The organism is Pseudomonas sp. SDO52101_S400 (genome assembly GCF_054071635.1).
Map to the genome: position 1 here is coordinate 52,762 of NZ_JBSVWF010000012.1, position 26,021 is coordinate 78,782.

23 protein-coding genes and 4 tRNA genes are annotated in these 26,021 nt (G+C 60.1%); 6 read left to right on the forward strand and 21 right to left on the reverse strand.

Annotated elements, in window-relative coordinates:
* Window positions 1-131: 131 nt before the first annotated feature.
* From ACW9HX_RS08480 to rluD, 7 genes are all read right to left on the reverse strand, one after another.
* Window positions 132-208, reverse strand: a tRNA-Pro gene (locus tag ACW9HX_RS08480).
* Between the two features lie 97 nt (window positions 209-305).
* A tRNA-Lys gene (locus ACW9HX_RS08485) sits at window positions 306-381 on the reverse strand.
* A gap of 5 nt (window positions 382-386) precedes the next feature.
* Window positions 387-463, reverse strand: a tRNA-Pro gene (locus ACW9HX_RS08490).
* Window positions 464-472: 9 nt separating this feature from the next.
* Window positions 473-548, reverse strand: a tRNA-Asn gene (locus tag ACW9HX_RS08495).
* Between the two features lie 298 nt (window positions 549-846).
* Window positions 847-3,411, reverse strand: coding sequence for an ATP-dependent chaperone ClpB (gene clpB / locus ACW9HX_RS08500; protein ID WP_457380235.1), 2,565 nt, complete (start codon window positions 3,409-3,411; stop codon window positions 847-849).
* 263 nt (window positions 3,412-3,674) lie between these two features.
* On the reverse strand, window positions 3,675-4,424 hold the full coding sequence (pgeF, locus tag ACW9HX_RS08505; protein WP_457380236.1) for a peptidoglycan editing factor PgeF: 750 nt from the start codon (window positions 4,422-4,424) through the stop codon (window positions 3,675-3,677).
* Window positions 4,421-5,383 (reverse strand): 23S rRNA pseudouridine(1911/1915/1917) synthase RluD, encoded by a 963-nt coding sequence (gene rluD / locus ACW9HX_RS08510; protein ID WP_457380237.1) that lies wholly within the window; start codon window positions 5,381-5,383, stop codon window positions 4,421-4,423. Before rluD ends, pgeF begins: the two co-directional genes overlap by 4 nt.
* A 152-nt stretch (window positions 5,384-5,535) precedes the next feature.
* Between rluD and ACW9HX_RS08515 the strand changes: the two genes are divergently transcribed.
* The 4 genes from ACW9HX_RS08515 to ACW9HX_RS08530 all read left to right on the forward strand — a co-directional run bounded on the left by ACW9HX_RS08515 (window position 5,536) and on the right by ACW9HX_RS08530 (window position 9,834).
* Window positions 5,536-6,552, forward strand: a complete 1,017-nt coding sequence (locus ACW9HX_RS08515) for an outer membrane protein assembly factor BamD (RefSeq protein ID WP_457380238.1) — start codon at window positions 5,536-5,538, stop codon at window positions 6,550-6,552.
* A gap of 126 nt (window positions 6,553-6,678) precedes the next feature.
* Window positions 6,679-6,912, forward strand: a complete 234-nt coding sequence (locus ACW9HX_RS08520; protein ID WP_457380239.1) for a PP0621 family protein — start codon at window positions 6,679-6,681, stop codon at window positions 6,910-6,912.
* Complete coding sequence (locus ACW9HX_RS08525) at window positions 6,902-8,491, forward strand: sensor histidine kinase (RefSeq protein ID WP_457380240.1); 1,590 nt, start codon at window positions 6,902-6,904, stop codon at window positions 8,489-8,491. The genes ACW9HX_RS08520 and ACW9HX_RS08525 overlap by 11 nt, the downstream gene beginning before the upstream one ends.
* Complete coding sequence (locus ACW9HX_RS08530; protein ID WP_457380241.1) at window positions 8,488-9,834, forward strand: sigma-54-dependent transcriptional regulator; 1,347 nt, start codon at window positions 8,488-8,490, stop codon at window positions 9,832-9,834. Before ACW9HX_RS08525 ends, ACW9HX_RS08530 begins: the two co-directional genes overlap by 4 nt.
* Before the next feature lie 141 nt (window positions 9,835-9,975).
* Here ACW9HX_RS08530 and thiO read toward each other — a convergent pair whose 3' ends face one another.
* From thiO to ACW9HX_RS08565, 7 genes are read right to left on the reverse strand one after another with little or no spacing between them, the layout of a single operon-like run.
* The gene (gene thiO, locus ACW9HX_RS08535) at window positions 9,976-11,076 is read right to left on the reverse strand and encodes a glycine oxidase ThiO (protein WP_457380242.1); all 1,101 of its coding nucleotides are present in this window, start codon (window positions 11,074-11,076) and stop codon (window positions 9,976-9,978) included.
* 57 nt (window positions 11,077-11,133) lie between these two features.
* Window positions 11,134-11,535, reverse strand: a complete 402-nt coding sequence (locus tag ACW9HX_RS08540; protein ID WP_457380243.1) for a type IV pilin protein — start codon at window positions 11,533-11,535, stop codon at window positions 11,134-11,136.
* 14 nt (window positions 11,536-11,549) lie between these two features.
* Window positions 11,550-14,642, reverse strand: a complete 3,093-nt coding sequence (locus ACW9HX_RS08545) for a pilus assembly protein (protein ID WP_457380244.1) — start codon at window positions 14,640-14,642, stop codon at window positions 11,550-11,552.
* On the reverse strand, window positions 14,629-15,108 hold the full coding sequence (locus tag ACW9HX_RS08550) for a pilus assembly PilX family protein (protein ID WP_457380245.1): 480 nt from the start codon (window positions 15,106-15,108) through the stop codon (window positions 14,629-14,631). The genes ACW9HX_RS08545 and ACW9HX_RS08550 overlap by 14 nt, the downstream gene beginning before the upstream one ends.
* Window positions 15,109-15,118: 10 nt before the next feature.
* Window positions 15,119-15,832 (reverse strand): PilW family protein, encoded by a 714-nt coding sequence (locus tag ACW9HX_RS08555; RefSeq protein WP_457380246.1) that lies wholly within the window; start codon window positions 15,830-15,832, stop codon window positions 15,119-15,121.
* Complete coding sequence (gene pilV, locus ACW9HX_RS08560) at window positions 15,829-16,278, reverse strand: type IV pilus modification protein PilV (protein WP_457380247.1); 450 nt, start codon at window positions 16,276-16,278, stop codon at window positions 15,829-15,831. The genes ACW9HX_RS08555 and pilV overlap by 4 nt, the downstream gene beginning before the upstream one ends.
* On the reverse strand, window positions 16,275-16,748 hold the full coding sequence (locus ACW9HX_RS08565; RefSeq protein ID WP_096820869.1) for a GspH/FimT family pseudopilin: 474 nt from the start codon (window positions 16,746-16,748) through the stop codon (window positions 16,275-16,277). Before ACW9HX_RS08565 ends, pilV begins: the two co-directional genes overlap by 4 nt.
* A gap of 130 nt (window positions 16,749-16,878) precedes the next feature.
* On the opposite strand from ACW9HX_RS08565, the gene ACW9HX_RS08570 reads away from it, so the two are divergent.
* Window positions 16,879-17,433 carry a GspH/FimT family pseudopilin gene (locus ACW9HX_RS08570; RefSeq protein ID WP_457380248.1) on the forward strand — a complete coding sequence of 185 codons (555 nt, stop codon included), beginning with the start codon at window positions 16,879-16,881 and terminating at the stop codon, window positions 17,431-17,433.
* Here the strand turns inward: ACW9HX_RS08570 and ispH are convergent.
* From ispH to murJ, 6 genes are all read right to left on the reverse strand, one after another.
* Window positions 17,405-18,349: a 4-hydroxy-3-methylbut-2-enyl diphosphate reductase gene (ispH, locus tag ACW9HX_RS08575; RefSeq protein ID WP_457380249.1), complete on the reverse strand. Its 945-nt coding sequence runs from the start codon at window positions 18,347-18,349 to the stop codon at window positions 17,405-17,407. The two genes, ACW9HX_RS08570 and ispH, sit on opposite strands and share 29 nt — an antisense overlap.
* 155 nt (window positions 18,350-18,504) lie before the next feature.
* Window positions 18,505-18,942 carry an FKBP-type peptidyl-prolyl cis-trans isomerase gene (gene fkpB, locus ACW9HX_RS08580; protein ID WP_457380274.1) on the reverse strand — a complete coding sequence of 146 codons (438 nt, stop codon included), beginning with the start codon at window positions 18,940-18,942 and terminating at the stop codon, window positions 18,505-18,507.
* 7 nt (window positions 18,943-18,949) lie between these two features.
* Window positions 18,950-19,462 carry a signal peptidase II gene (lspA, locus tag ACW9HX_RS08585; RefSeq protein ID WP_085712189.1) on the reverse strand — a complete coding sequence of 171 codons (513 nt, stop codon included), beginning with the start codon at window positions 19,460-19,462 and terminating at the stop codon, window positions 18,950-18,952.
* Complete coding sequence (gene ileS, locus ACW9HX_RS08590) at window positions 19,455-22,286, reverse strand: isoleucine--tRNA ligase (protein WP_457380250.1); 2,832 nt, start codon at window positions 22,284-22,286, stop codon at window positions 19,455-19,457. The genes lspA and ileS overlap by 8 nt, the downstream gene beginning before the upstream one ends.
* A 13-nt stretch (window positions 22,287-22,299) precedes the next feature.
* Window positions 22,300-23,238 carry a bifunctional riboflavin kinase/FAD synthetase gene (ribF, locus tag ACW9HX_RS08595; RefSeq protein ID WP_007959537.1) on the reverse strand — a complete coding sequence of 313 codons (939 nt, stop codon included), beginning with the start codon at window positions 23,236-23,238 and terminating at the stop codon, window positions 22,300-22,302.
* 129 nt (window positions 23,239-23,367) lie between these two features.
* Window positions 23,368-24,906: a murein biosynthesis integral membrane protein MurJ gene (gene murJ, locus ACW9HX_RS08600; RefSeq protein WP_457380251.1), complete on the reverse strand. Its 1,539-nt coding sequence runs from the start codon at window positions 24,904-24,906 to the stop codon at window positions 23,368-23,370.
* A 252-nt stretch (window positions 24,907-25,158) separates the two neighbouring features.
* Between murJ and rpsT the strand changes: the two genes are divergently transcribed.
* Window positions 25,159-25,431, forward strand: a complete 273-nt coding sequence (rpsT, locus tag ACW9HX_RS08605) for a 30S ribosomal protein S20 (protein ID WP_011336008.1) — start codon at window positions 25,159-25,161, stop codon at window positions 25,429-25,431.
* Between the two features lie 118 nt (window positions 25,432-25,549).
* Here the strand turns inward: rpsT and ACW9HX_RS08610 are convergent, their stop codons facing one another.
* Entirely contained in the window at window positions 25,550-26,014 is a 465-nt protein-coding gene (locus ACW9HX_RS08610; RefSeq protein WP_085712193.1) for a CreA family protein, read from the reverse strand.
* Between the last annotated feature and the right edge of the window lie 7 nt (window positions 26,015-26,021).

Here is a 26,021-nt window from a genome sequence, read left to right on the forward strand (position 1 = left end):
GGATTCAAGGGGCGATCGGTGGCAGGCCCCTTTTGTTAGCGGGCTATCGGCAAGTTGTACGACGACTTGAATGAAACATTTTCGGAGGGCAAAAAAAATCCCCGTATCTTTCGATACGAGGATTTTTAATATGGTCGGGGTAAGGGGATTCGAACTCCTGACATCCTGCTCCCAAAGCAGGCGCGCTACCGGACTGCGCTATACCCCGGTAAAAAAAAGGCGACCTTTCAAAGATCGCCTTCTTCGATCAGCGCTTTTGGCCTCTGATCTTAAGATTCGATCCCAGTGTTACCTGGTTTCAAAAATGGTGGGTCGTGTGGGATTCGAACCTACGACCAATTGGTTAAAAGCCAACTGCTCTACCAACTGAGCTAACGACCCAAAAATGGTCGGGGTAAGGGGATTCGAACTCCTGACATCCTGCTCCCAAAGCAGGCGCGCTACCGGACTGCGCTATACCCCGGCTTGAAATTGGCTCCGTGACCAGGACTCGAACCTGGGACCCAATGATTAACAGTCATTTGCTCTACCGACTGAGCTATCACGGAACTACATATTTCAATTTACTACGGTGAAACTTGCAGCTTCTCGACACCGTTTTCGCATCGCTGCGTTCGTGTGTCTGAGGCGCGCTATTCTACAACCTAGAACACCTCTGTCAACCCCCTAAATTGCTTTCAAGTTAATGATTTGCAACTTATTTCAGATTTCTGCCCAGTGAGCTGAAACCGTGTTGGTGACTGACTGCGGGGCGCACTTTACAAGCCTTTTCCTTTGAGTTCAACAGCCTAACGAAAAAAAAGGCCTCGCAGTGCGAGGCCTTCCTTACGTCACCACCTTCAGGTGTCAGTTGAACGTGATCTCGTCGTTCTCCACAACGCCAGTCGCGGTCTCGCCCGGCAGGAAGCGACCCGACAGGATCAACTGCGCCAACGGGTTCTCGATCCAGCGCTGGATCGCCCGCTTCAGCGGCCGTGCGCCATAGACCGGGTCGTAACCGACGGCAATCAGCTTGTCCATCGCCTCCGGGCTCAGTTCCAGCTTCAGCTCGCGCTCGGCCAGACGACTGCGCAGGCGACCCAGCTGGATCTCGGTAATGCCCGCGATCTGATCCCGCGCCAATGGCTCGAAGATCACCACTTCGTCGACCCGGTTGATGAACTCCGGACGGAAGTGGGTGGAAATCGCATCCATCACTGCTGCACGTTGCGCTTCACGATCACCGACCAGTTCCTGGATCTGCATCGAACCCAGGTTGGAGGTCATGACGATCACGGTATTGCGGAAATCCACCGTACGGCCGTGGCTGTCGGTCAGTCGCCCATCCTCCAGTACTTGCAGCAGGATGTTGAACACGTCCGGGTGGGCCTTCTCGACTTCGTCCAGCAGGATCACCGAGTAAGGCTTGCGCCGTACCGCTTCGGTCAGGTAACCGCCCTCTTCATAACCCACGTAGCCTGGTGGCGCACCGATCAGCCGCGCCACGGAATGTTTCTCCATGAACTCGGACATGTCGATTCGCACCATCGCCTCTTCAGTATCAAAGAGGAATTCGGCCAGCGCCTTGCACAGCTCGGTTTTACCGACACCGGTCGGGCCGAGGAACATGAACGAGCCGCTCGGACGATTCGGATCGGACAACCCGGCACGGGAACGCCGCACCGCGTTGGCCACTGCGACCACCGCTTCGTCCTGGCCAATCACACGCTGATGCAACAGGCTTTCCATCTTCATCAGCTTGTCGCGCTCGCCTTCGAGCATTTTCGACACGGGGATACCGGTCCACTTCGAAACGACTTCGGCGATTTCCTCTTCGGTCACCTTGCTGCGCAGCAACTGGTTCTCGCTCTTGCCGTGCTGGTCGACCATTTGCAGGCTGCGCTCCAGATCCGGGATCACCCCGTACTGCAACTCGGCCATGCGGTTCAGGTCGCCTTTGCGGCGCGCGGCTTCCAGTTCCTGACGGGACTGTTCGATCTTCTGTTGAATCTGCGCAGAACCCTGAACCTCGGCTTTTTCCGAATTCCAGATTTCTTCCAGGTCCGAATATTCACGCTCGTGACGGACGATTTCTTCCTGGAGTTTTTCCAGGCGCTTGATCGCCGCCTCATCGCTTTCTTTCTTCAGCGCCTGAGATTCGACTTTCAGTTGAATCAGGCGACGCTCCAGACGATCCAGCACCTCCGGCTTGGAGTCGATTTCCATACGGATGCGGCTGGCCGCTTCGTCGATCAGATCGATCGCCTTGTCCGGCAACTGCCGATCCGTAATGTAGCGATGGCTGAGCTTGGCCGCCGCGATGATCGCGCCGTCGGTGATCGCCACCTTGTGGTGAACCTCGTAACGCTCCTTGAGGCCACGCAAGATCGCGATGGTGTCTTCCTCGCTCGGCTCGTCCACCAGCACTTTCTGGAAACGCCGCTCGAGGGCTGCGTCCTTCTCTATATATTGGCGGTACTCGTTGAGCGTGGTCGCGCCGACGCAATGCAGCTCGCCACGGGCCAGCGCCGGTTTGAGCATGTTGCCAGCATCCATAGAGCCTTCGCCCTTGCCGGCGCCGACCATGGTGTGCAATTCGTCGATGAACAGAATGATCTGCCCTTCCTGCTTCGACAGCTCGTTGAGCAGCGCTTTCAGGCGTTCCTCGAACTCACCACGATACTTGGCACCGGCAATCAGCGCGCCCATATCGAGGGACAGCAGACGCTTGCCCTTGAGGCCATCCGGCACTTCACCGTTGATGATGCGCTGGGCCAGTCCTTCGGCAATCGCGGTTTTACCCACACCTGGCTCGCCGATCAGTACCGGGTTGTTCTTGGTCCGCCGTTGCAGGACCTGAATGGTGCGACGAATTTCGTCATCACGACCGATCACCGGGTCGAGCTTGCCGTCTTCGGCGCGCTTGGTCAGGTCGACGGTGTATTTATCCAGTGCCTGACGCGATTCTTCGTGGTTGGCGTCGTTGACGGCTTCGCCACCGCGCAGGTTGTTGATTGCATTTTCCAGAGCCTTTTTGCTCACGCCCTGGCCAAGCAACAACTTGCCGAGCTTGCTGTTCTCGTCCATCGCGGCGAGCAGCACCAGCTCGCTGGAAATGAACTGGTCGCCCTTCTGCTGGGCCAGACGATCGGCCTGGTTGAGCAGACGCGCCAGATCCTGCGACATGTTCACGTCGCCGGTCGGGTTCTGGATTTTCGGTAATTGATCGAGCTCTTTGGTCAGCTCTTTGCGCAGGCTGTTGACGTCGAAGCCCACCTGCATCAACAAGGGTTTGATCGAACCACCCTGCTGTTCAAGCATCGCTTGCATCAAATGCGCCGGCTCGATGGCCGGGTGATCGTGGCCGACAGCCAGGGATTGGGCATCGGACAACGCCAACTGTAATTTGCTGGTTAAACGGTCTATACGCATGGGTCACCTTCCTTTTGAGCAGGCCGGACCTAAAAAACCATCCTGAATAAAGAAACCTGCCAGATACCGCTATACATGCGGTCGATTCTGGAAGATTCAAGCGTCAGGGAGTTGATGCAGGTCAGACAAGCTTAGAGGGCGCCCAGCCTCGCAAATACGTTTCTCTTTTGACGAGTGGCTGTTTTCGTCAGGCAAGGCGCCGCGACGAGTCATAGCCCGCTATGGCGAGGAGCGGCAACGCAGCATGACGTAAACAGACGCCGTCAAAAAGAAACAGTATTTGTGAGGCTGGGCGCCTCAAGCCAAACGAGGGAGGCGAAGCGACCGGTACGTGATGCACGACGGTAGGAAAAGAAGCGCGGATCGGTCACGGTACAGAAACCGCCACCATAAACAGCCGTGACACCGCGAACCGCCAGACGCAGTCGCGCCAGCTTATAGATGTCGGCCATGAACTTGCCCGCGTTGTGGCTCGGGACAAAGGCTGTCGCGGCTTCGGACAACTGATTGATGAAGACTTCCCGGACTTCCGGGCCGACTTCGAAGGCTTGCGGGCCGATGGCCGGGCCGAGCCAGACCAGAATGTCCTCGGCGGGTACGTCCAGACTGTCGAGGGTGGCTTCCAGCACGCCGGCCGCCAGCCCACGCCAACCTGCATGAGCCGCCGCCACTCGAGTACCGGCACGATCGCAGAACAACGCCGGCAGGCAATCGGCTGTCATAGCCGCACAAGCGATACCGGGTGTTGCAGTCCAGCTGGCATCCGCCGTTGCCACGATGGATGGATCGGCATGCGCCACGGCAATCCCGTGCACTTGCTGCAACCAGGCAGGCTTTATAGAGAAGTGTTCGGTCAGACGCCGACGGTTTTCGGCGACGGCCTCAGGGCGGTCATCGACATGATCGCCCAGATTGAGGCTGTCGAACGGCGCCTCGCTGACGCCGCCCTCGCGGGTGGTGACACAAGCCTTGACGCTGGCCGGCGCGGGCCAGTCCGGCGTCAGCCAGTTCATCCGACGAATGCCTCGCGATCCTGCTTGAGCAGGGTCAGCAGCCAGACGAAATCTTCCGGCAACGGCGATTCCCAGCTCATGCGCTCACCGGTGGTCGGATGGTCCAACTCCAGGAAACGCGCGTGCAGGGCCTGACGCGGAAAGTGCTTGAGGGACTCGACCATGGTCGGGTTCGCCGCTGGCGGAATGCGGAAACGACCGCCGTACGCCGGATCACCGACCAATGGAAAGTTGATGTGCGCCATGTGTACGCGGATCTGGTGGGTACGACCGGTTTCCAGCTTCACCCGTACGTGGGTGTGCGAACGGAAACGCTCCAGCACGCGGTAGTGGCTGACGGCCGGCTTGCCACCTTCCATCACCGCCATGCGCTGACGCTGCTGGCCGTGGCGACCGATCGGGGCATTGATCTTGCCACCGGCCGTCACTACGCCGATCACGATGCACTCGTAGATCCGGCTCACGCTGCGGCTTTGCAGCTGGGCAACCAGTTTGGTCTGCGCCTGAATGGTCTTGGCCACCACCATCAGACCGGTGGTGTCCTTGTCCAGACGATGCACGATACCGGCACGCGGGACATTGATGATGTCCGGCACATGGTGCAGCAAGGCATTGAGCAAAGTGCCATCGGCGTGACCGGCAGCCGGGTGCACCACCAGGCCCGCAGGCTTGTTGATCACCAGAATGTCGTCGTCTTCATAGACGATGTCGAGCTCGATGTCCTGAGCGACCCATTCACCCTGGGCCTCCTGCTCGGCGGTCAGCTCAAGGATGGCGCCGCCATGAACGATGTCGCGCGGGCGGATGACCGCCCCGTCCACAGTCAGACGACCTTCTTTGATCCAGGCGGAAAGGCGCGAGCGTGAGTGCTCTGCGAAGAGTTGGGCGGCGACTTGATCGAGGCGTTGGCCGCCCAATTCGGACGGCACCTCTGCGCGAAGTTCAATTTTATCGGACATGCTCGGACTGGGCGTCGGCTACAGCCTTTGGTTTCGGCTGCGCGCTTGTGGTTAAATACGGCGTCTTTTGCCCCGGGGCTTTTCAACGGGGCGCTCATCATAACAGGACGGCCCCGCCCAAGACAGCGGCCGTCATAGGGACGCAAGCCGCCATGCAAGTGAAACACCTGCTGCTGATCGCCATCCTCGCATTGACCGCTGCTTGCTCATCGAAGGAAGTCGTAGACGAAAACCTGAGTGAAGCCGAGCTGTACCAGCAGGCTCAACAGGACCTGGACAACAACAGCTATACCAGCGCCACAGCCAAGCTGAAGGCTCTGGAATCGCGCTATCCGTTCGGTCGCTACGCGGATCAGGCGCAGCTGGAGCTGATCTACGCCAACTACAAGAACTCGGAGCCGGAAGCTGCAAAGTCCGCTGCCGAGCGCTTCATTCGTCTGCACCCACAGCACCCGAACGTCGATTACGCCTACTACCTCAAGGGCCTGACCTCGTTCGACCAGGACGTCGGCCTGCTGGCGCGCTTCCTGCCGCTGGACATGACCAAGCGTGACCCTGGCGCTGCCCGCGACTCCTACAACGAGTTCGCCCAGCTGACCAGCCGCTACCCGAACAGCCGCTACGCGCCGGACGCCAAGCAGCGCATGATCTACCTGCGCAACCTGCTGGCAGCCTACGAAATCCACGTGGCCGACTACTACCTGACCCGTCAGGCTTACGTTGCCGCTGCCAACCGTGGTCGTTACGTAGTGGAAAACTTCCAGGAAACCCCATCGGTCGGCGACGGCCTGGCGGTGATGACCGAAGCCTACCAGCGTCTGCACCTGGACGAACTGGCAGCTTCCAGCCTGGAAACCCTGAAGCTCAACTACCCGAACCACCCGAGCCTGAAAGACGGTCAGTTCGTACCGTCGGTCGCCGAAGCCGACAACCGTTCGTGGCTGAGCAAGGCCACTCTGGGCCTGATCGAATCCCGTCCGCCGCTGCCGCCGGGAGAAACCCGCGCCAACCAGGACGTGCAGAAGCAGTTCCAGGACGCGAAAGACGCGATCCCGAACGAGCTCAAGCCTAAAGACGAAAACGGCGACGTGATCGAGCCACCGCAAGCAGAGTCGAGCGACAGCGACCGCTCCATTTTCAGTTACATGACCTTCGGTCTGTTCGACTGATCACTTCGGTGATGCCAAAAAGGGAGATCTTCGGATCTCCCTTTTTTATTGCCGCGTTTTATTGAGCTGTGCGCCTGCCGGGTCCTTGGCTAAACTGCCGGATCATCAGCCAAAAAGCCGCCCATCATGCTTCGTTTACTGTTCTGGATCGCCCTGATCGCCGCCGCCGTCTGGTTGTGGCGCAAATTCAAGGCTCCTGCTTCGCCGACGCAATCCCCTCGCGAACAGGATGCCGCGCCGATGGTGCGTTGCGCCCATTGCGGTGTGCACCTGCCACGCGACCGTGCGCTGAGTCTTCGACAACAGTGGTATTGCAGCCAGGCTCACCTCGAGCAAGGCCCAGGCTCCAGTGATCGCTGAGGCCGCCAACGCCACTCGCAAACAGGCCCAGCGACTGCTGCGCCTCTATCACCTCTACCGTTTAAGCGTCGGCATCACTCTGGTGTTGCTGATTTCCAGCAACATGGACAACCGCCTGCTGACGTCGGCCGACGACGAGTTGCTGCGTAATGGCAGCTGGTTGTACCTGGTGCTGAATATCCTGCTGGTGGTGTTTCTGGAGAACATCCGCCGCCCGGCCCAGTTGTTCGGGCTGGCCCTGGCCGACATCCTGCTGCTGTGCGGGCTGTTCTACGCCGCTGGCGGTGTGGCCAGCCCGATCGGTAATTTGCTGATTGTCTCGGTGGCCATCAGCAACACCTTGCTGCGGCGCCGTATCGGCGTGCTGATTGCGGCGATCGGCGCACTCGGCATTGTCGGCCTCAGCTTCCTGCTGAGCTTCAGCCATCCCTTGAGCGCCAACGAATACCTGCAAGCGGGCACCCTCGGCGCCCTGTGTTTTGCCGGAGCCCTGCTGGTGCAAGGCTTGATCCGCCGCCTCGAAGTCAGCGAAACCCTGGCCGAACAACGGGCCAGTGAGGTGGTCAGCCTCGAAGCCCTCAACGCCTTGATCCTGCAACGCATGCGCACCGGCATTCTGGTGCTCGACGAGCAACGCCGGGTGCAACTGGCGAACCACAGCGCACGAGCCCTGCTCGCGCAGTCGCCCCTTGAAGGCCATTTGATCGATGACTATTCGACTGCGCTGGTCGAACGCCTGCACCTGTGGCTGAACAACCCGACCCTGCGACCACAGAGCCTGAAAATCGCCGCCAATGGCCTGGAATTGCAACCGAGTTTCATCGCCCTGGAACAGAGCCCCAACCGTCAGACTCTGGTGTTTCTCGAAGACCTCGCACAGATCGCCCAGCAGGCCCAGCAGCTGAAGCTCGCCGCCCTCGGACGCCTGACCGCCGGCATCGCCCACGAGATCCGCAACCCATTGGGCGCCATCAGTCATGCCGCGCAGCTGTTGCAGGAGTCCGAGGAACTCGACGGCGCGGATCGGCGTCTGACGCAGATCATTCAGGATCACTCCCAGCGCATGAACCGAGTCATTGAAAACGTCCTGCAACTCTCCCGCCGCCAGCAGAGCGCGCCGCAGCGGCTGGATCTCGAGCCGTGGCTTGTGCAGTTCGTCGAGGAAAGCCGGGAACAGGCCGGCGAGCGCCAGCGGATTCATCTGAGCATCGAATCCGGGGATTTCCGCACTCTGATGGACCCGGGCCAACTGACGCAGATTCTCGACAACCTGTTGCGCAACGGCTGGCGGCACAGCGCGCTGTTGCACGACCCGGCGCAGGTCTGGCTGCGGCTATTCATTGACCCGGAGAGCCAACTGGCCGTACTCGAAGTACAGGACAACGGCCCCGGCGTGGCGCTGGATCAGCAGGCCCATCTGTTCGAACCCTTTTTTACCACCAGCAGCCAGGGCACCGGCCTTGGGCTTTATCTGTCCCGTGAGCTGTGCGAAAGCAACCAGGCCCGCCTAGACTTCAAACCACGCCAAGGCGGCGGCTGCTTTCGCATCACCTTTGCTCACGGACGGAAACAAAGTTGAACACGAGCCCACGGCAAAAAATCCTCATCGTCGACGACGAACCGGATATCCGCGAACTCCTGGAAATCACCCTGGGACGGATGAAACTCGACACTTTCAGCGCACGCAACCTCGGCGAAGCCCGGGCATTGCTGCACCGCGACACCTTCGACCTGTGCCTGACCGACATGCGCCTGCCCGACGGCACCGGGCTGGAGCTGGTGCAGCACATTCAACAACGCTATCCGCAATTGCCCGTGGCGATGATCACGGCTTATGGCAGCCTGGAAACAGCGATCAACGCCTTGAAGGCCGGGGCTTTCGACTTCCTCACCAAACCGGTGGACCTGACGCGTCTGCGTGAACTGGTCGCCACGGCATTGCGCATGCCGGCGACCGGTGGTGTCTGCACCTCGATTGACCGACGCCTGCTCGGCGACTCGCAGCCGATGCGCGACCTGCGCAAACAGATCGACAAACTGGCCCGCAGCCAGGCGCCGGTCTATATCAGCGGCGAGTCCGGCAGTGGCAAGGAACTGGTCGCACGCCTGATCCACGAACAAGGCCCACGCGCCAGCCAGCCGTTCGTGCCGGTGAACTGCGGGGCGATCCCTTCAGAGTTGATGGAAAGCGAGTTCTTCGGCCATCGCAAAGGCAGTTTCACTGGTGCAGTGGAGGACAAACCGGGGCTGTTCCAGGCAGCCCATGGCGGCACGCTGTTTCTCGATGAAGTGGCGGACCTGCCACTGTCGATGCAGGTCAAGTTGTTACGGGCGATTCAGGAAAAAGCCGTGCGCAGCGTCGGCGGCCAGCAGGAAACCGTGGTCGATGTGCGCATTCTCTGCGCCACCCACAAGGACCTGGACGCGGAAGTTGCCGCCGAGCGCTTTCGGCAGGATCTGTATTACCGGCTGAACGTGATCGAACTGCGCGTACCGTCCCTGCGTGAACGTCGTGACGATATCGAAGCGCTGGCCTCCCATATGCTCAAGCGTCTGGCCCACGGCACTGGTCAGCCTTCTACCCGCCTGCATCCGCAAGCGCTTGAGGCCCTGAAGAACTATCGCTTCCCGGGGAATGTCCGGGAGCTTGAGAATGTCCTCGAACGTGCGCACACACTGTGCGAAAACCGCATGATCGAAGCTGACGACCTGCGTCTGAGTGAAGGTAATTGCGCGGTCGAGGGAGGCATCGCTGATCTCACGCAGATCGACAACCTGGAAGACTATCTGGAGAACGTCGAGCGCAAGTTGATCCTGCAGGCGCTGGAAGAGACACGCTGGAACCGCACGGCGGCTGCGCAGCGCTTGAATCTATCGTTTCGCTCGATGCGCTATCGACTGAAGAAGCTGGGCCTGGATTGAGGGCCCCTTCCCGGGCAAGCCCGCTCCCACAGGGTTCAGCGTTTCACTCAAATTTGAGGACGCCACAGAACTGTGGGAGCGGCGGTGCGACGATTCGACTTGCCCGCGAAAGCGATTTGCCAGTCACCGAGAAATAAAGGGCTAGATACGCCCAGTCGGTGCATACGGCGCTGGATCGATGATCGGCGTCCGCTCCAGCATCACATCGGCAAACAGCTGGCACGACGCCGGCGCCAGCACCAGCCCGTTGCGGTAATGCCCGCAATTGAGCCACAGGCCTTCAAACCCCGGCACCCGCCCAATATAGGGAATGCCCTCCGGTGAGCCAGGACGCAACCCGGCCCAATGCCCCACCACTTCGGCATCCGCCAGCGCCGGCAGCAATTCCACCGCCGAGGCCTTGAGGCTTTCCAGTGCGTTGTCGGTTGGAGTCTTGTCGAAACCTTCGTGCTCCAGCGTGCTGCCAATCAGGATGTGCCCGTCGCGGCGCGGGATCGCGTAACGCCCCTTGGCCAGCACCATGCTCGGCAGGAAGTCCGCCGCGCACTTGTAGAGAATCATCTGACCCTTGACCGGCTCAACCGGCAGCGAAAGATTCAGAGTCTTGAGCAATTCACCGCTCCATGCCCCCGCCGTCAGCACCACCTGATCGCCGGATATCACGCCCTTCGACGTTTGCACACCGACAACCCGCTCGCCCTCGCGGACAAACCCGCTGACCTCGCACTGCTCGTGAATCGTCACGTTCGGCAGCGCCTGCAACGCCGCTTTCAAAGACTTCACCAGCCGAGGATTGCGTACGTTGGCCACATCGGCCATGTAGATCGCCCGGGAAAATCCGCCGCCGAGTACCGGCACCGCGTCATGGGCCGCCGAGATATCCACAGCCCGCAGCGGACGGTTTTCTCGCTCGGCCCAGGCCAGCGCTTCGGCTTCGTCGTCCAGGTCCAGCCAGTACAGGCCGGTGGTGTGCACTTCAGGATCGACGCCGGTGTCGGCAAACAAACGCTCGCCCAGCTGTGGATAAAAATCCTGCGACCAGTGCGCCAGCGCCGTGACCGCCGGGCTATAACGCCATGGATACAGCGGAGAAACGATGCCGCCGCCGGCCCAGGACGATTCCTGACCGACGTTCGAACGATCCAGCAGCACCACGCTGCGTACCTCGGAGGCGAGGTTGTACGCGGTGAGCAGGCCAATCACCCCGCCACCGACAATCACCACTTGCTGTTGCCTGGTCATGTTTGTTCCAACCGTAAAAAAGACAGCGGGCGCAAAAGGCACCCGAATGAAAGCGGCTCAGCGGCCCCAGCAATCCTTGGAGGTCAGCCCGGTTGTCGCGTTGTTCATACTGCGCACACCGGTGTTGGTGAGGGTGAAGTCCCCGCACTTGTCGCCGGCCATGGTCGTACCGGCCTTGCGGGTCGCGGTCAGCAGGAAGGTCTGGTCAGCAATGGTCGGCGTGATGGTGTAGAAATCGTTGCCCGTACTGAGTCCGGTGATACCGGTGTAGACATTGTTCTTGGTGTAGAAGCGCTCGAGAGTCTGCGCCTGTTCCGACAGCAGTGATACCACCTCGGCGCGACGGCCCTTTTTCAGGTATTCGGTATAGCTCGGTGCGGCAATGGTGATGATGATCCCGATAATCGCAATCACGATCATGATTTCGATCAGGGTGAATCCTCGGACGGATCTGCGCATGCCTCAACTCTCGCTTACTGTATTTGTCGCCACATGATACGACGGCTGCCGCCGCCGGATTTTTCCACCAGGGTGGTGATACCGCCACTGGAATCGTTCACGATCTTGCGCGTTGCGCCATTGACGATGGCGTTCAGGGTCGGAATGCCGCCGCTGAACACCACGCCGCTGGAAATCGTGTCGTTGCTGTCGACCACGCCGTCGGCGTTGGTGTCGAGCACCGCATAGTTGAGCATCTTACCGCTGAAAGCATCGAGTTCGACCAGTTTGCCGGTGCCGAAGCTGGAGCACGGGTCAGTGGTATCGACACTGGCCGTGGTGAATACGATGCGCCCGAGTACCAGGCTGGCCTGATTGATCACCCGCTCACCCGTCAATACGTTGTTGTACACCAGCGGCAGGTACCAGCCCTTCTCCGCCGGATACGTCGTGTCGTTCTGGGTCGTGGTGACGAACTGCCCCGAACTGCCGGAAAACACACCGGTAATGGCTTGCGCCTGCAAACTGCTGACCGTGAGCTGGCCCGAACCGCCGTCGGCATCCCACACCGAGTAGAACGCCTGCAGATCCTTGTTGGTCTTGTCGGCGGTTTCATTGAACTTGCCGGTGCCGACGAATATCTGTTTGCCGCCCAATGAATTGTCCGCCAACAGCGGTTGCGCAGTGATCGGTTGAGTCGCCCCGCCCGCCGTCGTGAACAGTGGTTTGCCGGAGAACGCCACACCCCAGCCGTCGGTCGTGGTGGCGCTCAGGTCGAACTTCCACAGCCGCCCCTTCAAATCTCCGCCATAGGCAGCCTGCACCACATTCTGCGAATTGACCTTGAGCTTCACCGAGGACAAGCCATTGGTGGTTTCCGTGCTGTCGATGACGATTTTCTTGATCAACGAACCATCGCGCACATCCAGCACATACAACGCCGCAACTCCCGAGTTGCTGCCGTAACCGTTGGCGATGAAGGCCGCCCAACGACCATCGGCCAAGCGTGCCACTTCCGGCCGGGCGTAGGCATAACCCAGATCATTGAAAGTGTTGGCCGTGTTGGCTGTGGCAGGAGCGCTGACTTCCCACAGCGCATTGAGAATGTTCCCTGCCGATGCGTCGAACAGTTGCAGCGCATAGAAGGTCTTGCCACCGGCCCCGGCCCCGCCGATGGCCAGGGTTTTCCAGGCGCTGCCGAACTGAGCGTCGTAGACACCGACCTGTCCGTCCACCAGAAACTTGTGACTGACGCCATTGATGTAGTTCGGGTCGGCGATCAGCCGCAATGATGGCAACACGCTCGATGGCATGTAGGCATAACGCCGGGTGCCATTGGCCGAGTTGATGACGCTGACGAAACCGTCGTTGGCATTCACCACCAGGCTGGCGTTCATGTTCGCGGCTTTGGTAGTCAGGTAACTGGTGTAGGTGGTGTCACCCGACAGGTCGGAAGCAGTCTTGTCCGAGGGCGAGGCCAGCACCAGCGGCGAGTTGATGATGTCGCCCAACAGCACGCTGCGTACCTTGAGCCCGGTCTTGTTGGTGCCTTTGCTCCACTCCACCAGATCGCTGCCACTGATGCCGGTGGGCAGGCTCTGGCTGAGCGAAGTCTGCTGGGTGGCCGAGAAGTTACCGTAGGCCAGGGTGACGGCCGCATTGCTGGAGGTATTCCACGACTGATAAGTCGGCGCCACCGCACCGGGAACGATGGCGGTATCGGTTGTCCACAGCACCGTTGAGGTATTCACCGTCCCGGCCGAAGTGAAACCGAACGACTTGATGGTGCCGCGCCAGTCCCTGGGGTCATAACTGGTCTGAAAATAACTGCTGCCGCTCGCCAGCGTGGTGCCGCTGGTGACACCGCTGCCGCCGGAACCTGCCCTGGAGGTGATGTCGCTCAATGCCGCCGACAACGCTGTGTTGAGACCGGCGCTGTCGGTGGCCTGGTAATACCTGCCCTGCCCGTACGCCGCCGCGTCCGACAACATATCGTTATCGGCGGTGAAGCCAACGGTATAGGTGTTCATGTTCTGCTTGGGAAAGTCTGCCGAACTCCAGCTCTTGCCGGCCGCATCGACACCGGTCGAACGCATGTCGATGTCGAAGGCAAACTTGGCGATGTCGTCCAGGTACAGCGTATCGCCCTCGTTGTCACCGTTGAGGTTGTTGCCGTCATTGTTGACCCCGTCCCAGTTCGGCAGGCGACTGCCCCCGAGGGGATCGTTGCTGGGGAATGTGCGGTCGTAGGTCGGCAGGCCGTCAGTAATCACCACCCCGTAGTTTTTCTGACAGCGGTACTGGATCGGGCTGGTGTAGGTGTTTGGCGTGTTGTTGTAGTACGGCGCCATACCGCGCATGTAGCGGGTGATTTCGTAATAGGTCTCCGCCAGTGGCGTGTTGGCCACGGCGCTCAGGCCATTGATCGATGAGATCAGGGCGTTGTAGTTGCTGTCGGCCTGGGCCTGGGTCACGCTGCCACTGACCGGCGACAGGTCGCTGATGGAGCGGGCAATGTACCCGCCGTTGCCCGGGTTGTTGCTGGTGGCCGGGTTGAATGTCGTCAGGCCGATGCGCAGGTTGCGGTTGCTGGTCACCAGCGCAGTGGAAACGTTGCGTGCGACGTTGATCCGGTAGTCGTTGGGAATGGCCCCGGTGGTGAAATCACGCGTACCGTTGTTGATGGCGAGGCCGACCACGTAGGCGATGTAATCCCCGTAATAGCGGGTGTTTCCACCGCCCACCGGGTCCGGCAGCTTCAGGCACAACGGCGTCAGGCTGTTGTTGTAGAACGCGTAGGCACCGCCGGAGCAGCCGGAGGTCGGCAGGCTCGACAGAAATACCGGATCACCGGTGATTGCCGTCGATGACAGGCACAAACCAAGCACCGCGTTGCACTGGCGTGCCGGCGTGCGGGTCACCGTCGGATCAAAACCGGTGGCGTAGATGATGCTGTTCATACTTCCCGAATCGTCGATCAGCAGCATGACATTCGGCGGTACTGCGGCCGCGCTCAACAGTGGCGAGTCGGATGGGGTGAAGGCATACGCTGGCGCCGCCAGATACAGGCCCAATAACAGCCCCATGAACCGGGCCCACCCGCCAGAGCGTCGCTCAATACTTCGCATAAACGCTCTCCACCACACTACGTGAACTGCCGACGATGCCGACCGCCGTGACCCGGTAAAGCGTCGCCGAGGTATTGCTCGGCACGTTCACCGCCGTCAGAGTGGTGCCGATGTTCTGCACCCCATAGAAGCCGCTGCCGGCGGCAATCCAGTTGACGCCCGACGTGGAATTGAGCCCCGCTGAACTGACCACCGATGACTCCGCCGGCGGCGCGCATTGCGTGGTGTTGGCACACACCGCCAGTGAATAACTGTCCAGTTGCACCGCGCTTTCACCAATGCGCAACGCCGCCTCGGCGGTCTGGAACGATTGGTTGCGCAGCCCGACGCTGCCGGCCATTTTTTCCTGCAGGTTGGCACTCTGCATCGATGAAAGACCGATCACGGTCAGGAGCAACAGAAACACCAGACTGACCAATAACACCATGCCGTGCTGGCTTCGTCGCTGGTGGAGAGAAACGCTCATCGACCAGCCCTCACTGCAAGCGGTTGCGCAGCGCGGCAACCACGTTGAAGGTTTGATTGGCGATCCGGTTGTTCGGATCGGTAAGGGTCAGGCTCAGGCGTACGCTGCGGATGCGTGCCGGATCACTGGGGTTGCTGCTGTAGGTCGAAGCGGCCACATCAGTCGCGGTGCTGGCCAGGCCAAACAGGACGGTGAACGCACTGACATTGCTCACCAGCACTTGTTGGGTGGGCGTACCGCTGCCGGTGCCCATCAGGATCTGGTTGTTGCTGAAGCTGTAAACCAGACGCCGGATCGGAAACGCGATTTGCCCGGTCGCCGGCGCACGCACACCCGTATAAGCCGTTGAACTGTTGCGACAGTCGGACACCACCGTCCAGGTCGGCGTCCCGCCTGCGCCACCGACGTCGGCGGTGACCAGTGTCAGCTTGAGGTTGGTGTTGTCCCAACTGATCGGCGTGATCTGGGCGGCGTTGAAGTCGCCGCTGCTACTGGAATCGGTAATGGTCCCCAGGCAGCCGAACATCCCGACCATGCGCAATTCCTGAGTCATCTTGCTCAACACGAACCGCGCATCTTCCTGCATGGCAGCCGAGGTGTTCTGGCTGACGTAGGTATTCTTCGCCGCAAGAAAGGTTTGTACGACGCCCAGCACGATGATCAGCCCCAGCGCCAAGGCGATGAGCATTTCGATCAGGCCGAAACCCTGGTTATGCCGCTTCATGGCGTGGCCACCGGATCGACCGCGGCGCGGCTCGTCAGGACAAAACTGCGCGGGGCGCTCGCGGTATTGGCGGCCCGGGCATCACTCCAGTTGATGGTGATGGTGTACACGCGCTGGTTGAGGGTAATGCTGCCGGTGGCGGTCGGTCCGCCGAAATTGACGATGTTGGTGGTGAAGTCGTAGAGATCCTGATCGCGGGTGACGTTCAGGTTGCCCGATGTCGGCGGCGTGACGGTGTAGTCGGCGCCGGAGTTGGCGCGGATGCGGTCCATCATGTCATAGGCGATGAAGCTGGCCTGACTGGTCATGCGCGAGCTGTCGGTGTATTTCAGCGCATTGAGCTGAACTGCCGCCGCCCCCAACAACCCGACCGTCAGAATCAGCAACGCGACCAGAATTTCGATCAGCGACATGCCTTCCTGTGCAACTGTGCTCCCTGCCCTCATCCGCAGCTTCCACCCGATTGAATTCGTCCATTCAGACACACGTTCAGCGTCCTGCTTTGCGTTCCCAGCGTGTAACTGAACACCACCGCCGTGGACGGTGCTGCCAGGCCACCCAGATTGTTGAAATCCAGCGCGGTCACTCCTGAGGTTAGCGTCAGAGTCGCGCCACTGCTCATCGCTGGAACAACCCGCAATACATTGGCCGAAGTGCCAGTACTGTCGTAGACCGACAACTCACCCGTCCAGACGCTGCCCCCGGCGGTTGGTCGCAAGCGAATAGTCGTACCGCGATCAATGGCTTCAAGGCGTGCGTAGTTGAGCGCCCGCTGCAGGTCGCCGACTTCGGTGTCGGCCTTGCTGCCCTGGATCGAACGGGTAAACGCCGGTACGGCCATCGTGATCAGGATCACAAACAACGCGACCGCCACCAACAGCTCGATCAGCGTGAAACCTTTTGTACGATGATCCATCGATGCCCTCCGTTGCCGTCGGCTATACCTGCCCTGTAAACCTAGAACATTCGACCGGGTTACGTCGGTTGATTTGCCCTGCCCGGTGCACGGATCGCGTCGGACACACTGCTCCACGGAGGGAATACATATGCCGCAACAGGGTTTCAGCCTGGTCGAACTGCTTATGGGACTGGCGATCGGCGCAATTGTTCTGTCACTGGTCAGTCCGGCGTTCGCCACGCTGATGGAGTCGAACCACCGGCAACACGCTGCTGAATCGCTGATCAGCGGGATCCGCAATGCCCGCACCCAGGCGATCACGCGCAATCAGAGCGTGGTGATTCATGGCATCAACGGAGATTGGGGCCAGGGCTGGCGGATCATTCTGGATGTCAGTGGCAAGGGTGCGGAGGACAGCAGCAATCCGCTATTGATCGAACAAGCCAGTGACGGGCGAATACCCATTGTCGGCAACTGGTTCGTCAGTCGGTACATTCGGTTCAGCAGTCTGGGACAACCGCTGATGCCCGGGCGAGCGTTTCAGGCAGGAAAACTACACATCTGTTCGACCCGCGAGCCGGTCAGCCAGCTTCAACTGGTGCTGGCGGCAACCGGTCGCGTGCGCCTGTCCAGCGAAAAGGCTGAACAGGCACTGTGTCGAAAGGATAAAGCGGTCAGATCGAACGGACGCGCAACTCTTTAGGCATCGAGAAGGTGATGTTCTCTTCCCGTCCGGCCAACTCGTCGGCGCCGGTGGCGCCCCATGCCTGCAATTGCTGGATCACACCACGCACCAGCACTTCCGGCGCAGAAGCACCGGCAGTGATGCCGATACGCTCGACGCCATCGAACCAGCTCTTTTGCAGGTCTTCGGCACCGTCGATCAGATACGCCGGCGTAGCCATGCGCTCGGCCAGTTCACGCAGACGGTTGGAGTTGGAGCTGTTCGGACTACCGACCACCAGGACCACGTCGCATTCGTCGGCCAGTTGCTTGACCGCGTCCTGACGGTTCTGCGTGGCGTAGCAGATATCGTCCTTGCGCGGGCCACCGATGGCCGGGAAACGGGAGCGCAATGCGTCGATGACTCGACTGGTGTCGTCCATCGACAAGGTGGTCTGGGTCACGAAGGCCAGTTTCTCGGGATTGTGTACCTGCAACTCAGCGACATCCTTCTCGTCTTCGACGAGGTAGATCGCACCGCCATTGCTGGCGTCATACTGACCCATGGTGCCTTCGACTTCCGGGTGACCGGCGTGGCCGATCAGGATGCACTCACGACCGTCGCGGCTGTATTTGGCGACTTCGATGTGCACCTTGGTCACCAGCGGACAGGTGGCATCGAACACTTTCAGGCCGCGACCGGTGGCTTCAGTACGCACGGCTTGCGAGACGCCATGGGCACTGAAGATCACGATGACGTCGTCCGGTACCTGATCCAGCTCTTCGACGAAGATCGCGCCACGACTGCGCAGGTCTTCGACGACAAACTTGTTGTGCACCACTTCATGACGCACATAAATAGGCGGCCCGAAGACTTCCAGGGCGCGGTTGACGATTTCGATCGCCCGGTCCACGCCGGCGCAGAAGCCACGGGGGTTGGCGAGTTTGATTTGCATGCTGTGCCTCGTGTCTTGCGCGCGAAAAAACGGTGAATAACTACTGTGGGAGCGGGCTTGCTCGCGAAAGCGATAAGTCAGACAACATCGATGTTGAATGTCAGTCAGCATTCGCGAGCAAGCCCGCTCCCACATTTTTGACCGCGTATGGTCAGTTACAGCGCTTTGACGTTGATGATCTCGACGTCAAAGGTCAGCGTCTTGCCGGCCAGCGGGTGGTTGAAGTCGACGGTCACTTGCGCGTCGTCGAACTCTTTCACCACACCCGGCAGCTCAGTATTGGCCGCATCGTTGAAGATCACCAGCAGACCCGGCGACAGTTCCATGTCCGCAAACTGCGAACGTGGAATGACCTGCACGTTCTGCGGGTTCGGCTGGCCGAACGCATTTTCCGGCTCGATGGTCAGAGTGCGCTTGTCGCCCGCCTTGAAGCCGAACAGAGCCGCTTCAAAGCCCGGCAGCAGGTTGCCGTCGCCGACCTTGAAAGTAGCCGGAGCCTTGTCGAAGGTGCTGTCGACCGTGTCGCCGTTCTCCAGGCGCAATGCAAAATGCAAAGTGACTTCCGTGTTCTGGCCGATGCGTTGCTCAGCCAATACCTGTTCAGTCATGAACGGCTTCTCCGGTTTTTTTACTTTTGAACATGTCCAGTGCCAGCATCACCGCGCCAACGGTGATGGCGCTGTCGGCGAAGTTGAACGCCGGGAAGTACCAGCGGTTCTGCCAGTGCACCAGAATGAAGTCGATCACATGGCCCAGGGCAATGCGGTCATACAGATTGCCCAGCGCGCCGCCCAGCACCAGCGCCAGCGCAATGGCCAGCCAGGTTTCGTTGCGGCCCAGGCGCTTGAGCCAGACCACCAGCACCGCGCTGACCACGACTGCTATCAGGGCGAACAGCCAGCGCTGCCAGCCGGAGCTGTCAGCCAGGAAGCTGAATGCCGCACCGGTGTTGTAGGCCAGGGTCCAGCTGAAGTAATCGGGAATGATCACGATCTGCTGGTACATCTCGAGCTTGCCTTCGAAGTAAAACTTGCTGGCCTGGTCAATGACCAGAACCAGCAAGCTCAACCAGAGCCAGCTCAGCCGTCCGAAACGGCCAACGGCATTAGGCATAGTGACGAACCTCCCCGGCGCCATCGATGTTGTCCACGCAACGGCCGCAGATTTCCGGATGCTCCGGGTTCACGCCGACGTCTTCACGGCAGTGCCAGCAACGGGCGCACTTCGGGAAGGCCGATTTGACGATCTTCAGCTTCAGGCCGCTGACTTCTGTCGCTACAGCGTCAGCCGGCGCTTGCACGAACGGCGCTACGCTGGCGGTCGACGTGATCAGAACAAAGCGCAGCTCGTTGCTCAGCTTGGCCAGGTCGGCGGTCAGAGCCTCTTCGGCGAACAGCGTCACTTCAGCTTGCAGGTTGCCACCGACAGCCTTGGCTGCGCGCTGGATTTCCATCTCTTTGTTGACCGCAACCTTCACTTCCATGATGCGATCCCAGTAGGCGCGCCCCAGCTCGAAGCCTTCCGGCAACTCGGTCAGGCCTTCGTACCAGGTGTTGAGCATCACCGATTCGTTGCGCTCGCCCGGCAGGTATTGCCACAGTTCGTCAGCGGTGAAGGCCAGGATCGGTGCGATCCAGCGCACCAGCGCTTCGGAGATGTGGAACAGCGCGGTCTGGCACGAGCGGCGGGCCTTGCTGTCGGCGCCGGTGGTGTACTGGCGATCCTTGATGATGTCGAGGTAGAAACCACCCAGCTCCTGCACGCAGAAGTTGTGGATCTTCGAGTAGACGTTCCAGAAACGGTATTCGCCGTAGTGCTCTTGCAGCTCGCGTTGCAGCAGCAGGGTACGGTCCACCGCCCAGCGATCAAGCGCCAGCATGTCTTCGGCCGGCAGCAGGTCGGTGGCCGGGTTGAAACCGGTCAGGTTGGAAAGCAGGAAACGCGCGGTGTTACGGATACGACGATAGGCGTCCGCGCTGCGCTGCAGGATCTGCTCGGAAACGGCCATTTCGCCGGAGTAGTCGGTCGAAGCGACCCACAGACGCATGATGTCGGCGCCCAGGGTGTCGTTGACTTTCTGCGGTGCGATCACGTTACCCAGAGACTTGGACATCTTGCGGCCGGACTCGTCCACGGTGAAACCGTGGGTCAGCAGCTCGCGGTACGGCGCGTGGTTGTCGATGGCGCAACCGGTCAGCAAGGACGAGTGGAACCAGCCACGGTGCTGGTCGGAACCTTCCAGGTACAGGTCGGCGCGCGGGCCGGTCTCGTGGCCCATCGGGTGCGAACCGCGCAGGACGTGCCAGTGCGTGGTGCCCGAGTCGAACCAGACGTCGAGGGTGTCGCTGATCTTGTCGTACTGCGGTGCTTCATCGCCCAGCAGTTCGGCAGCGTCGAGTTTGAACCAGGCTTCGATGCCTTCGACTTCGACGCGCTTGGCGACTTCTTCCATCAGCTCGACGGTGCGTGGGTGCAGCTCGCCGCTTTCCTTGTTCAGGAAGAACGGGATCGGCACGCCCCAGTTGCGCTGACGGGAGATGCACCAGTCCGGACGGTTGGCGATCATCGAGTGCAGGCGCGCCTGGCCCCAGGCCGGAACGAACTTGGTGTCTTCGATCGCTTTGAGCGAGCGTACACGCAGGGTATCGCCACTGACCGGCTCTTTGTCCATGCCGATGAACCACTGCGCGGTGGCGCGGTAGATCAGCGGGGTCTTGTGACGCCAGCAGTGCATGTAGCTGTGTTCGATGACCGTGGTGTGCAGCAGCGCACCGACTTCAGTCAGTTTGTCGACGATGGCCGGGTTGGCCTTCCAGATGAACTGGCCGCCGAAGAACTCCAGCGAAGGAACGTAGACGCCGTTGCTCTGTACCGGGTTGAGGATGTCGTCGTTGACCATGCCGTATTTCTTGCAGGTCACGAAGTCGTCCACACCGTAAGCCGGCGCGGAGTGAACCACGCCGGTGCCGGCGCCCAGTTCCACGTAGTCGGCCAGGTACACCGGCGACAGACGGTCGTAGAACGGGTGACGGAAATTGATCAGCTCCAGCGCCGAGCCCGGTGCGGTCGCCAATACGGTGCCTTCGACGCCGTAACGGGTCAGGCAGGATTCGACCAGTTCTTCAGCCAGCACCAGCAGCTTGTCGCCGATATCGACGAGGGCGTAAGTGAATTCCGGGTGAACGTTCAGCGCCTGGTTGGCCGGGATGGTCCACGGGGTGGTGGTCCAGATCACGATCGAAGCAGGTTTGCCCAGCGACGGCAGACCGAACGCGGCGGCCAGTTTGGCCTCGTCAGCGATCGGGAAGGCCACGTCGATGGTCGAGGACTTCTTGTTCTCGTACTCGACTTCCGCTTCAGCCAGGGCCGAACCGCAATCGAAGCACCAGTTCACAGGCTTGAGGCCCTTGAACACGAAACCGCCTTTGACGATTTCGGCGAGGGCGCGGATTTCACCGGCCTCGTTCTTGAAGTCCATGGTCTTGTACGGGTTGGCGAAGTCGCCCAGCACGCCGAGACGGATGAACTCGGTCTTCTGCCCTTCGATCTGCTCGGTGGCGTAAGCACGGCACAGCTCGCGGGTCTTGTCCGCGCCCAGGTTCTTGCCGTGGGTCACTTCAACCTTGTGTTCGATCGGCAGGCCGTGGCAATCCCAGCCCGGGACATACGGCGCGTCGAAGCCCGACAGGGTCTTCGAGCGGATGATCATGTCCTTGAGAATCTTGTTCAGTGCGTGACCGATGTGGATCGTACCGTTGGCGTACGGAGGGCCGTCGTGCAGGACGAACTTCGGACGATCCTTGCCAATCTCGCGCAACTTTCCGTACAGGCCAATACTGTCCCAGCGCTGCAGGATCTGCGGTTCGCGCTGTGGCAGGCCGGCCTTCATTGGGAAGGCGGTGTCCGGAAGGTTTAGCGTGGCTTTATAGTCGGTCATTTAAGGCTCTTCATTAGCGATGGGCGCTAGGTGCGGCTAGTGCACGGGCGGCGGCGACATCCGCGCTGATCGCCGTTTTCAATGCCTCCAGGGAGGCGAAACGCTGCTCTTCACGCAGCTTCTGGTGGAAAACCACCGTCAAACGCCGGTCATACAGATCGCCGGCAAAATCTAAAAGATGGACTTCAAGGTGGGCCTTGCCATCACCTTGCACCGTGGGCCGCACGCCGATATTGGCGACGCCGGGCCAGGTCTTGCCGTCGATATCGACGTCGACCAGGTAAACTCCGGTGAACGGCACGCGACGGCGCTTGAGTTGAATGTTGGCAGTGGGCGTACCCAGTTGCCGGGCCAGTTTCTGACCATGCAGCACGCGACCGGCAATCCTGTACGGGCGGCCAAGCAGACGTTCTGCCAAGGCAAAATCGGCGGCGGCCAACGCATTGCGCACCTGAGTGCTGCTGACACGAATACCGTCCAGCTCGACGGTTTGCGCGGCCTCCACGGTGAAACCGTGAACCTGCCCGGCCTGCAACAGAAAATCGAAATCGCCGAGGCGGTCGCAACCGAAGCGGAAATCGTCACCGACTTCCAGATGCTGCACGCCCAGGCCATCTACCAGAATCGTATCGACGAATTCACTGGCGCTGAGCTTGCTCAGGCGCTGGTTGAAGGCCAGACACAAGACCCGGTCGACCCCTTCGGCGGCCAGCAGTTGCAGCTTGTCGCGCAACCGGGCCAGACGCGCCGGAGCGGTCTCCGGGGCAAAGAATTCCCGTGGCTGCGGCTCGAAAATCACCACGCAGCTGGGTACGCCCAACTCGAGCGCACGCTCACGCAGTCGGGCCAGGATGGCCTGGTGACCACGGTGAACACCGTCAAAGTTGCCAATAGTGGCGACGCAGCCCCGATGCTGGGGGCGCAAGTTGTGAAGGCCTCGAACCAGCTGCATAACGCGCTTCTTGCTCATAAAGTGGCCGATTATAACCACACCCGACGACAGACGACAGGCAACACCGTAACCCAAAGTGATCGAGCCGACAAAACTGCCGGCTCAAGCCCGTTTATCAAGGGTAAAACCTCAGCTCAACGCCTTGCGATTGAAGTCGCGCAGGCGAAAACCGAGCAGCAGCAACATGCCGAAATAAGCCACCACGCCGGCAGCCACCAGCACGCCCAGGCGCAGGAAGCGCTCAAGCATGTGGCCCTGATCCCACGCGGGCATGAAATGCATGCCGATCAACAGCACCGCCGACATCACCGCCACCGCAACCAACAACTTCAAACCGAACTTCAGCCAGCCCGGCTGCGGTTGGTACATCTGCTGCTTGCGCAGTTGATAGAACAGCAGCCCGGCGTTCAGACAGGCACCGGCGCTGATCGCCAACGCCAGCCCGGCGTGCGCCAGCGGGCCGATCAACACCAGGTTGAACAGCTGCGTGACCACCAGGGTGAAGATTGCGATTTTTACCGGCGTGCGGATGTTCTGCTGCGCATAGAAGCCTGGCGCCAGCACTTTGATCACGATAATCCCGAGCAGACCGACAGAATAGGCAATCAACGCCCGCTGAGTCATGGCCGCGTCAAAACCGCTGAACTGACCGTACTGGAACAGCGAAACCGTCAACGGCTCGGCCAGAATTCCCAGCGCCAGCGCACACGGCAACACCAGCACGAAGCACAGGCGCAGGCCCCAGTCGAGAATCCGCGAATACTCGTGACGGTCCTTGCTGGCGTAGGTCTTGGCCAAGGTCGGCAGCAGAATCGTGCCCAACGCCACACCCAGCACACCGGACGGCAGCTCCATCAAACGGTCGGCGTAATACATCCACGACACCGAGCCCGCCACCAGAAACGAGGCGAAGATGGTGTTGATGATCAGGGAAATCTGGCTGACCGAGACGCCGATGATTGCCGGCAACATCTGCTTCATCACCCGCCAGACGCCGGTATCGCGCAGATTCAGGCGTGGCAGCACCAGCATGCCGATCTTTTTCAGGTGCGGCAGTTGATAAAGCAACTGCGCCAGGCCACCGACCAGCACCGCCCAGCCGAGGGCCATGACCGGTGGGTTGAAATACGGCGTCAGGAACAATGCGAACACGATCATGCTGACGTTGAGCAGGGTCGGCACGAACGCCGGCACCGAGAAACGGTTCCAGGTATTGAGAATCGCACCCGCCAGGGATGACAGGGAGATCAGCAATATATAGGGGAAGGTCACTCGCAGCAGGTCGGAGGTCAGCTGGAATTTTTCCGGCGTATCGGTAAAACCGGGGGCGGTGGCCCAGATCACCCAGGGCGCGGCAATCATGCCCAGCGCCGTCACCAGCGCCAGAACCAGCGTCAGAAGCCCAGTCACATAAGCAATGAAGGTACGAGTCGCCTCCTCGCCCTTCTGACTTTTGTATTCGGCAAGAATCGGCACGAATGCCTGGGAAAACGCCCCCTCGGCAAAGATCCGCCGCAAAAGATTGGGCAGTTTGAAGGCGATAAAGAAGGCGTCTGTCGCCATTCCGGCGCCGAATGTACGCGCGATGAGCGTGTCGCGGACAAACCCGAGAATCCGGGAAAGCATCGTGATAGAGCTGACGGCGGCCAACGATTTGAGCAGATTCATTGAGGGAATTTGTGCCTGTCGATAAACAGCAGGCGAACAATGCGCCTACTTGTGCGATACTCCGCGCCGCAACAGCACAGAGCCAAAGCTCGCGAGTTTACAGGTCAAGCGCCGGAAATAAATATCCCGCCTCTTTATACCTACCACTTAGCGGAACGTCTCAAGCGCCCTTGACAAGACATCTCTTCATCGGCATGATTCGCGGCCTATTTTGTTTGCTATTTCCTAAAAAGTCTTTCGAGGAGCTCGACGGTGGCCAACTCACCTTCCGCCAAAAAACGTGCAAAACAGGCTGAGAAGCGTCGCAGCCACAACGCCAGCCTGCGTTCCATGGTTCGTACCTACATCAAGAATGTAGTTAAAGCCATCGACGCAAAAGACGCTGAAAAAGCTCAAGCTGCATACGTTCTGGCTGTGCCAGTTATCGACCGTATGGCCGATAAAGGCATCATCCACAAGAACAAGGCTGCTCGTCATAAGAGCCGCCTGAATGGTCACGTCAAGGCACTGAAAGCTGCTGCCTAAGCGACGTAATCATTAAAAAACCGACCTCAGGGTCGGTTTTTTATTGCCTGCGATTTGCTGAAAACAACGCAAAAAAAAGAGGAGCTAACCACAGCTCCTCTTTTTATTTACACCCAAATCAGTGGACTGGCGCCCACGGCAGAATCGGGATCGCTGTCACCGCATTCTGCGGACTACCCTCGATCAGGCGATCACTGTAGACCAGATACACCAGCGTATTGCGCTTCTTGTCGAGGAAACGCACCACCTGCATGGTCTTGAACACCAGCGAAGTGCGCTCCTTGAACACCTCTTCGCCATCCTTCAACTCACCCTTGAAGTTGATAGGCCCTACCTGACGGCAAGCAATGGACGCCTCGGCACGATCCTCGGCCAGCCCCAACCCGCCCTTCACGCCACCCGTCTTGGCGCGCGACAGATAGCACGTCACACCCTCGACCTTCGGATCATCGAAGGCCTCGACCACAATCCGGTCGTTCGGGCCGACAAACTTGAACACCGTCGATACCTGACCGATTTCCTCGGCCGAGGCCAGCAATGGCAACGCCATCAGCAAGCCCAACAATCCTTTTGCCATGCGCATTGCGCTT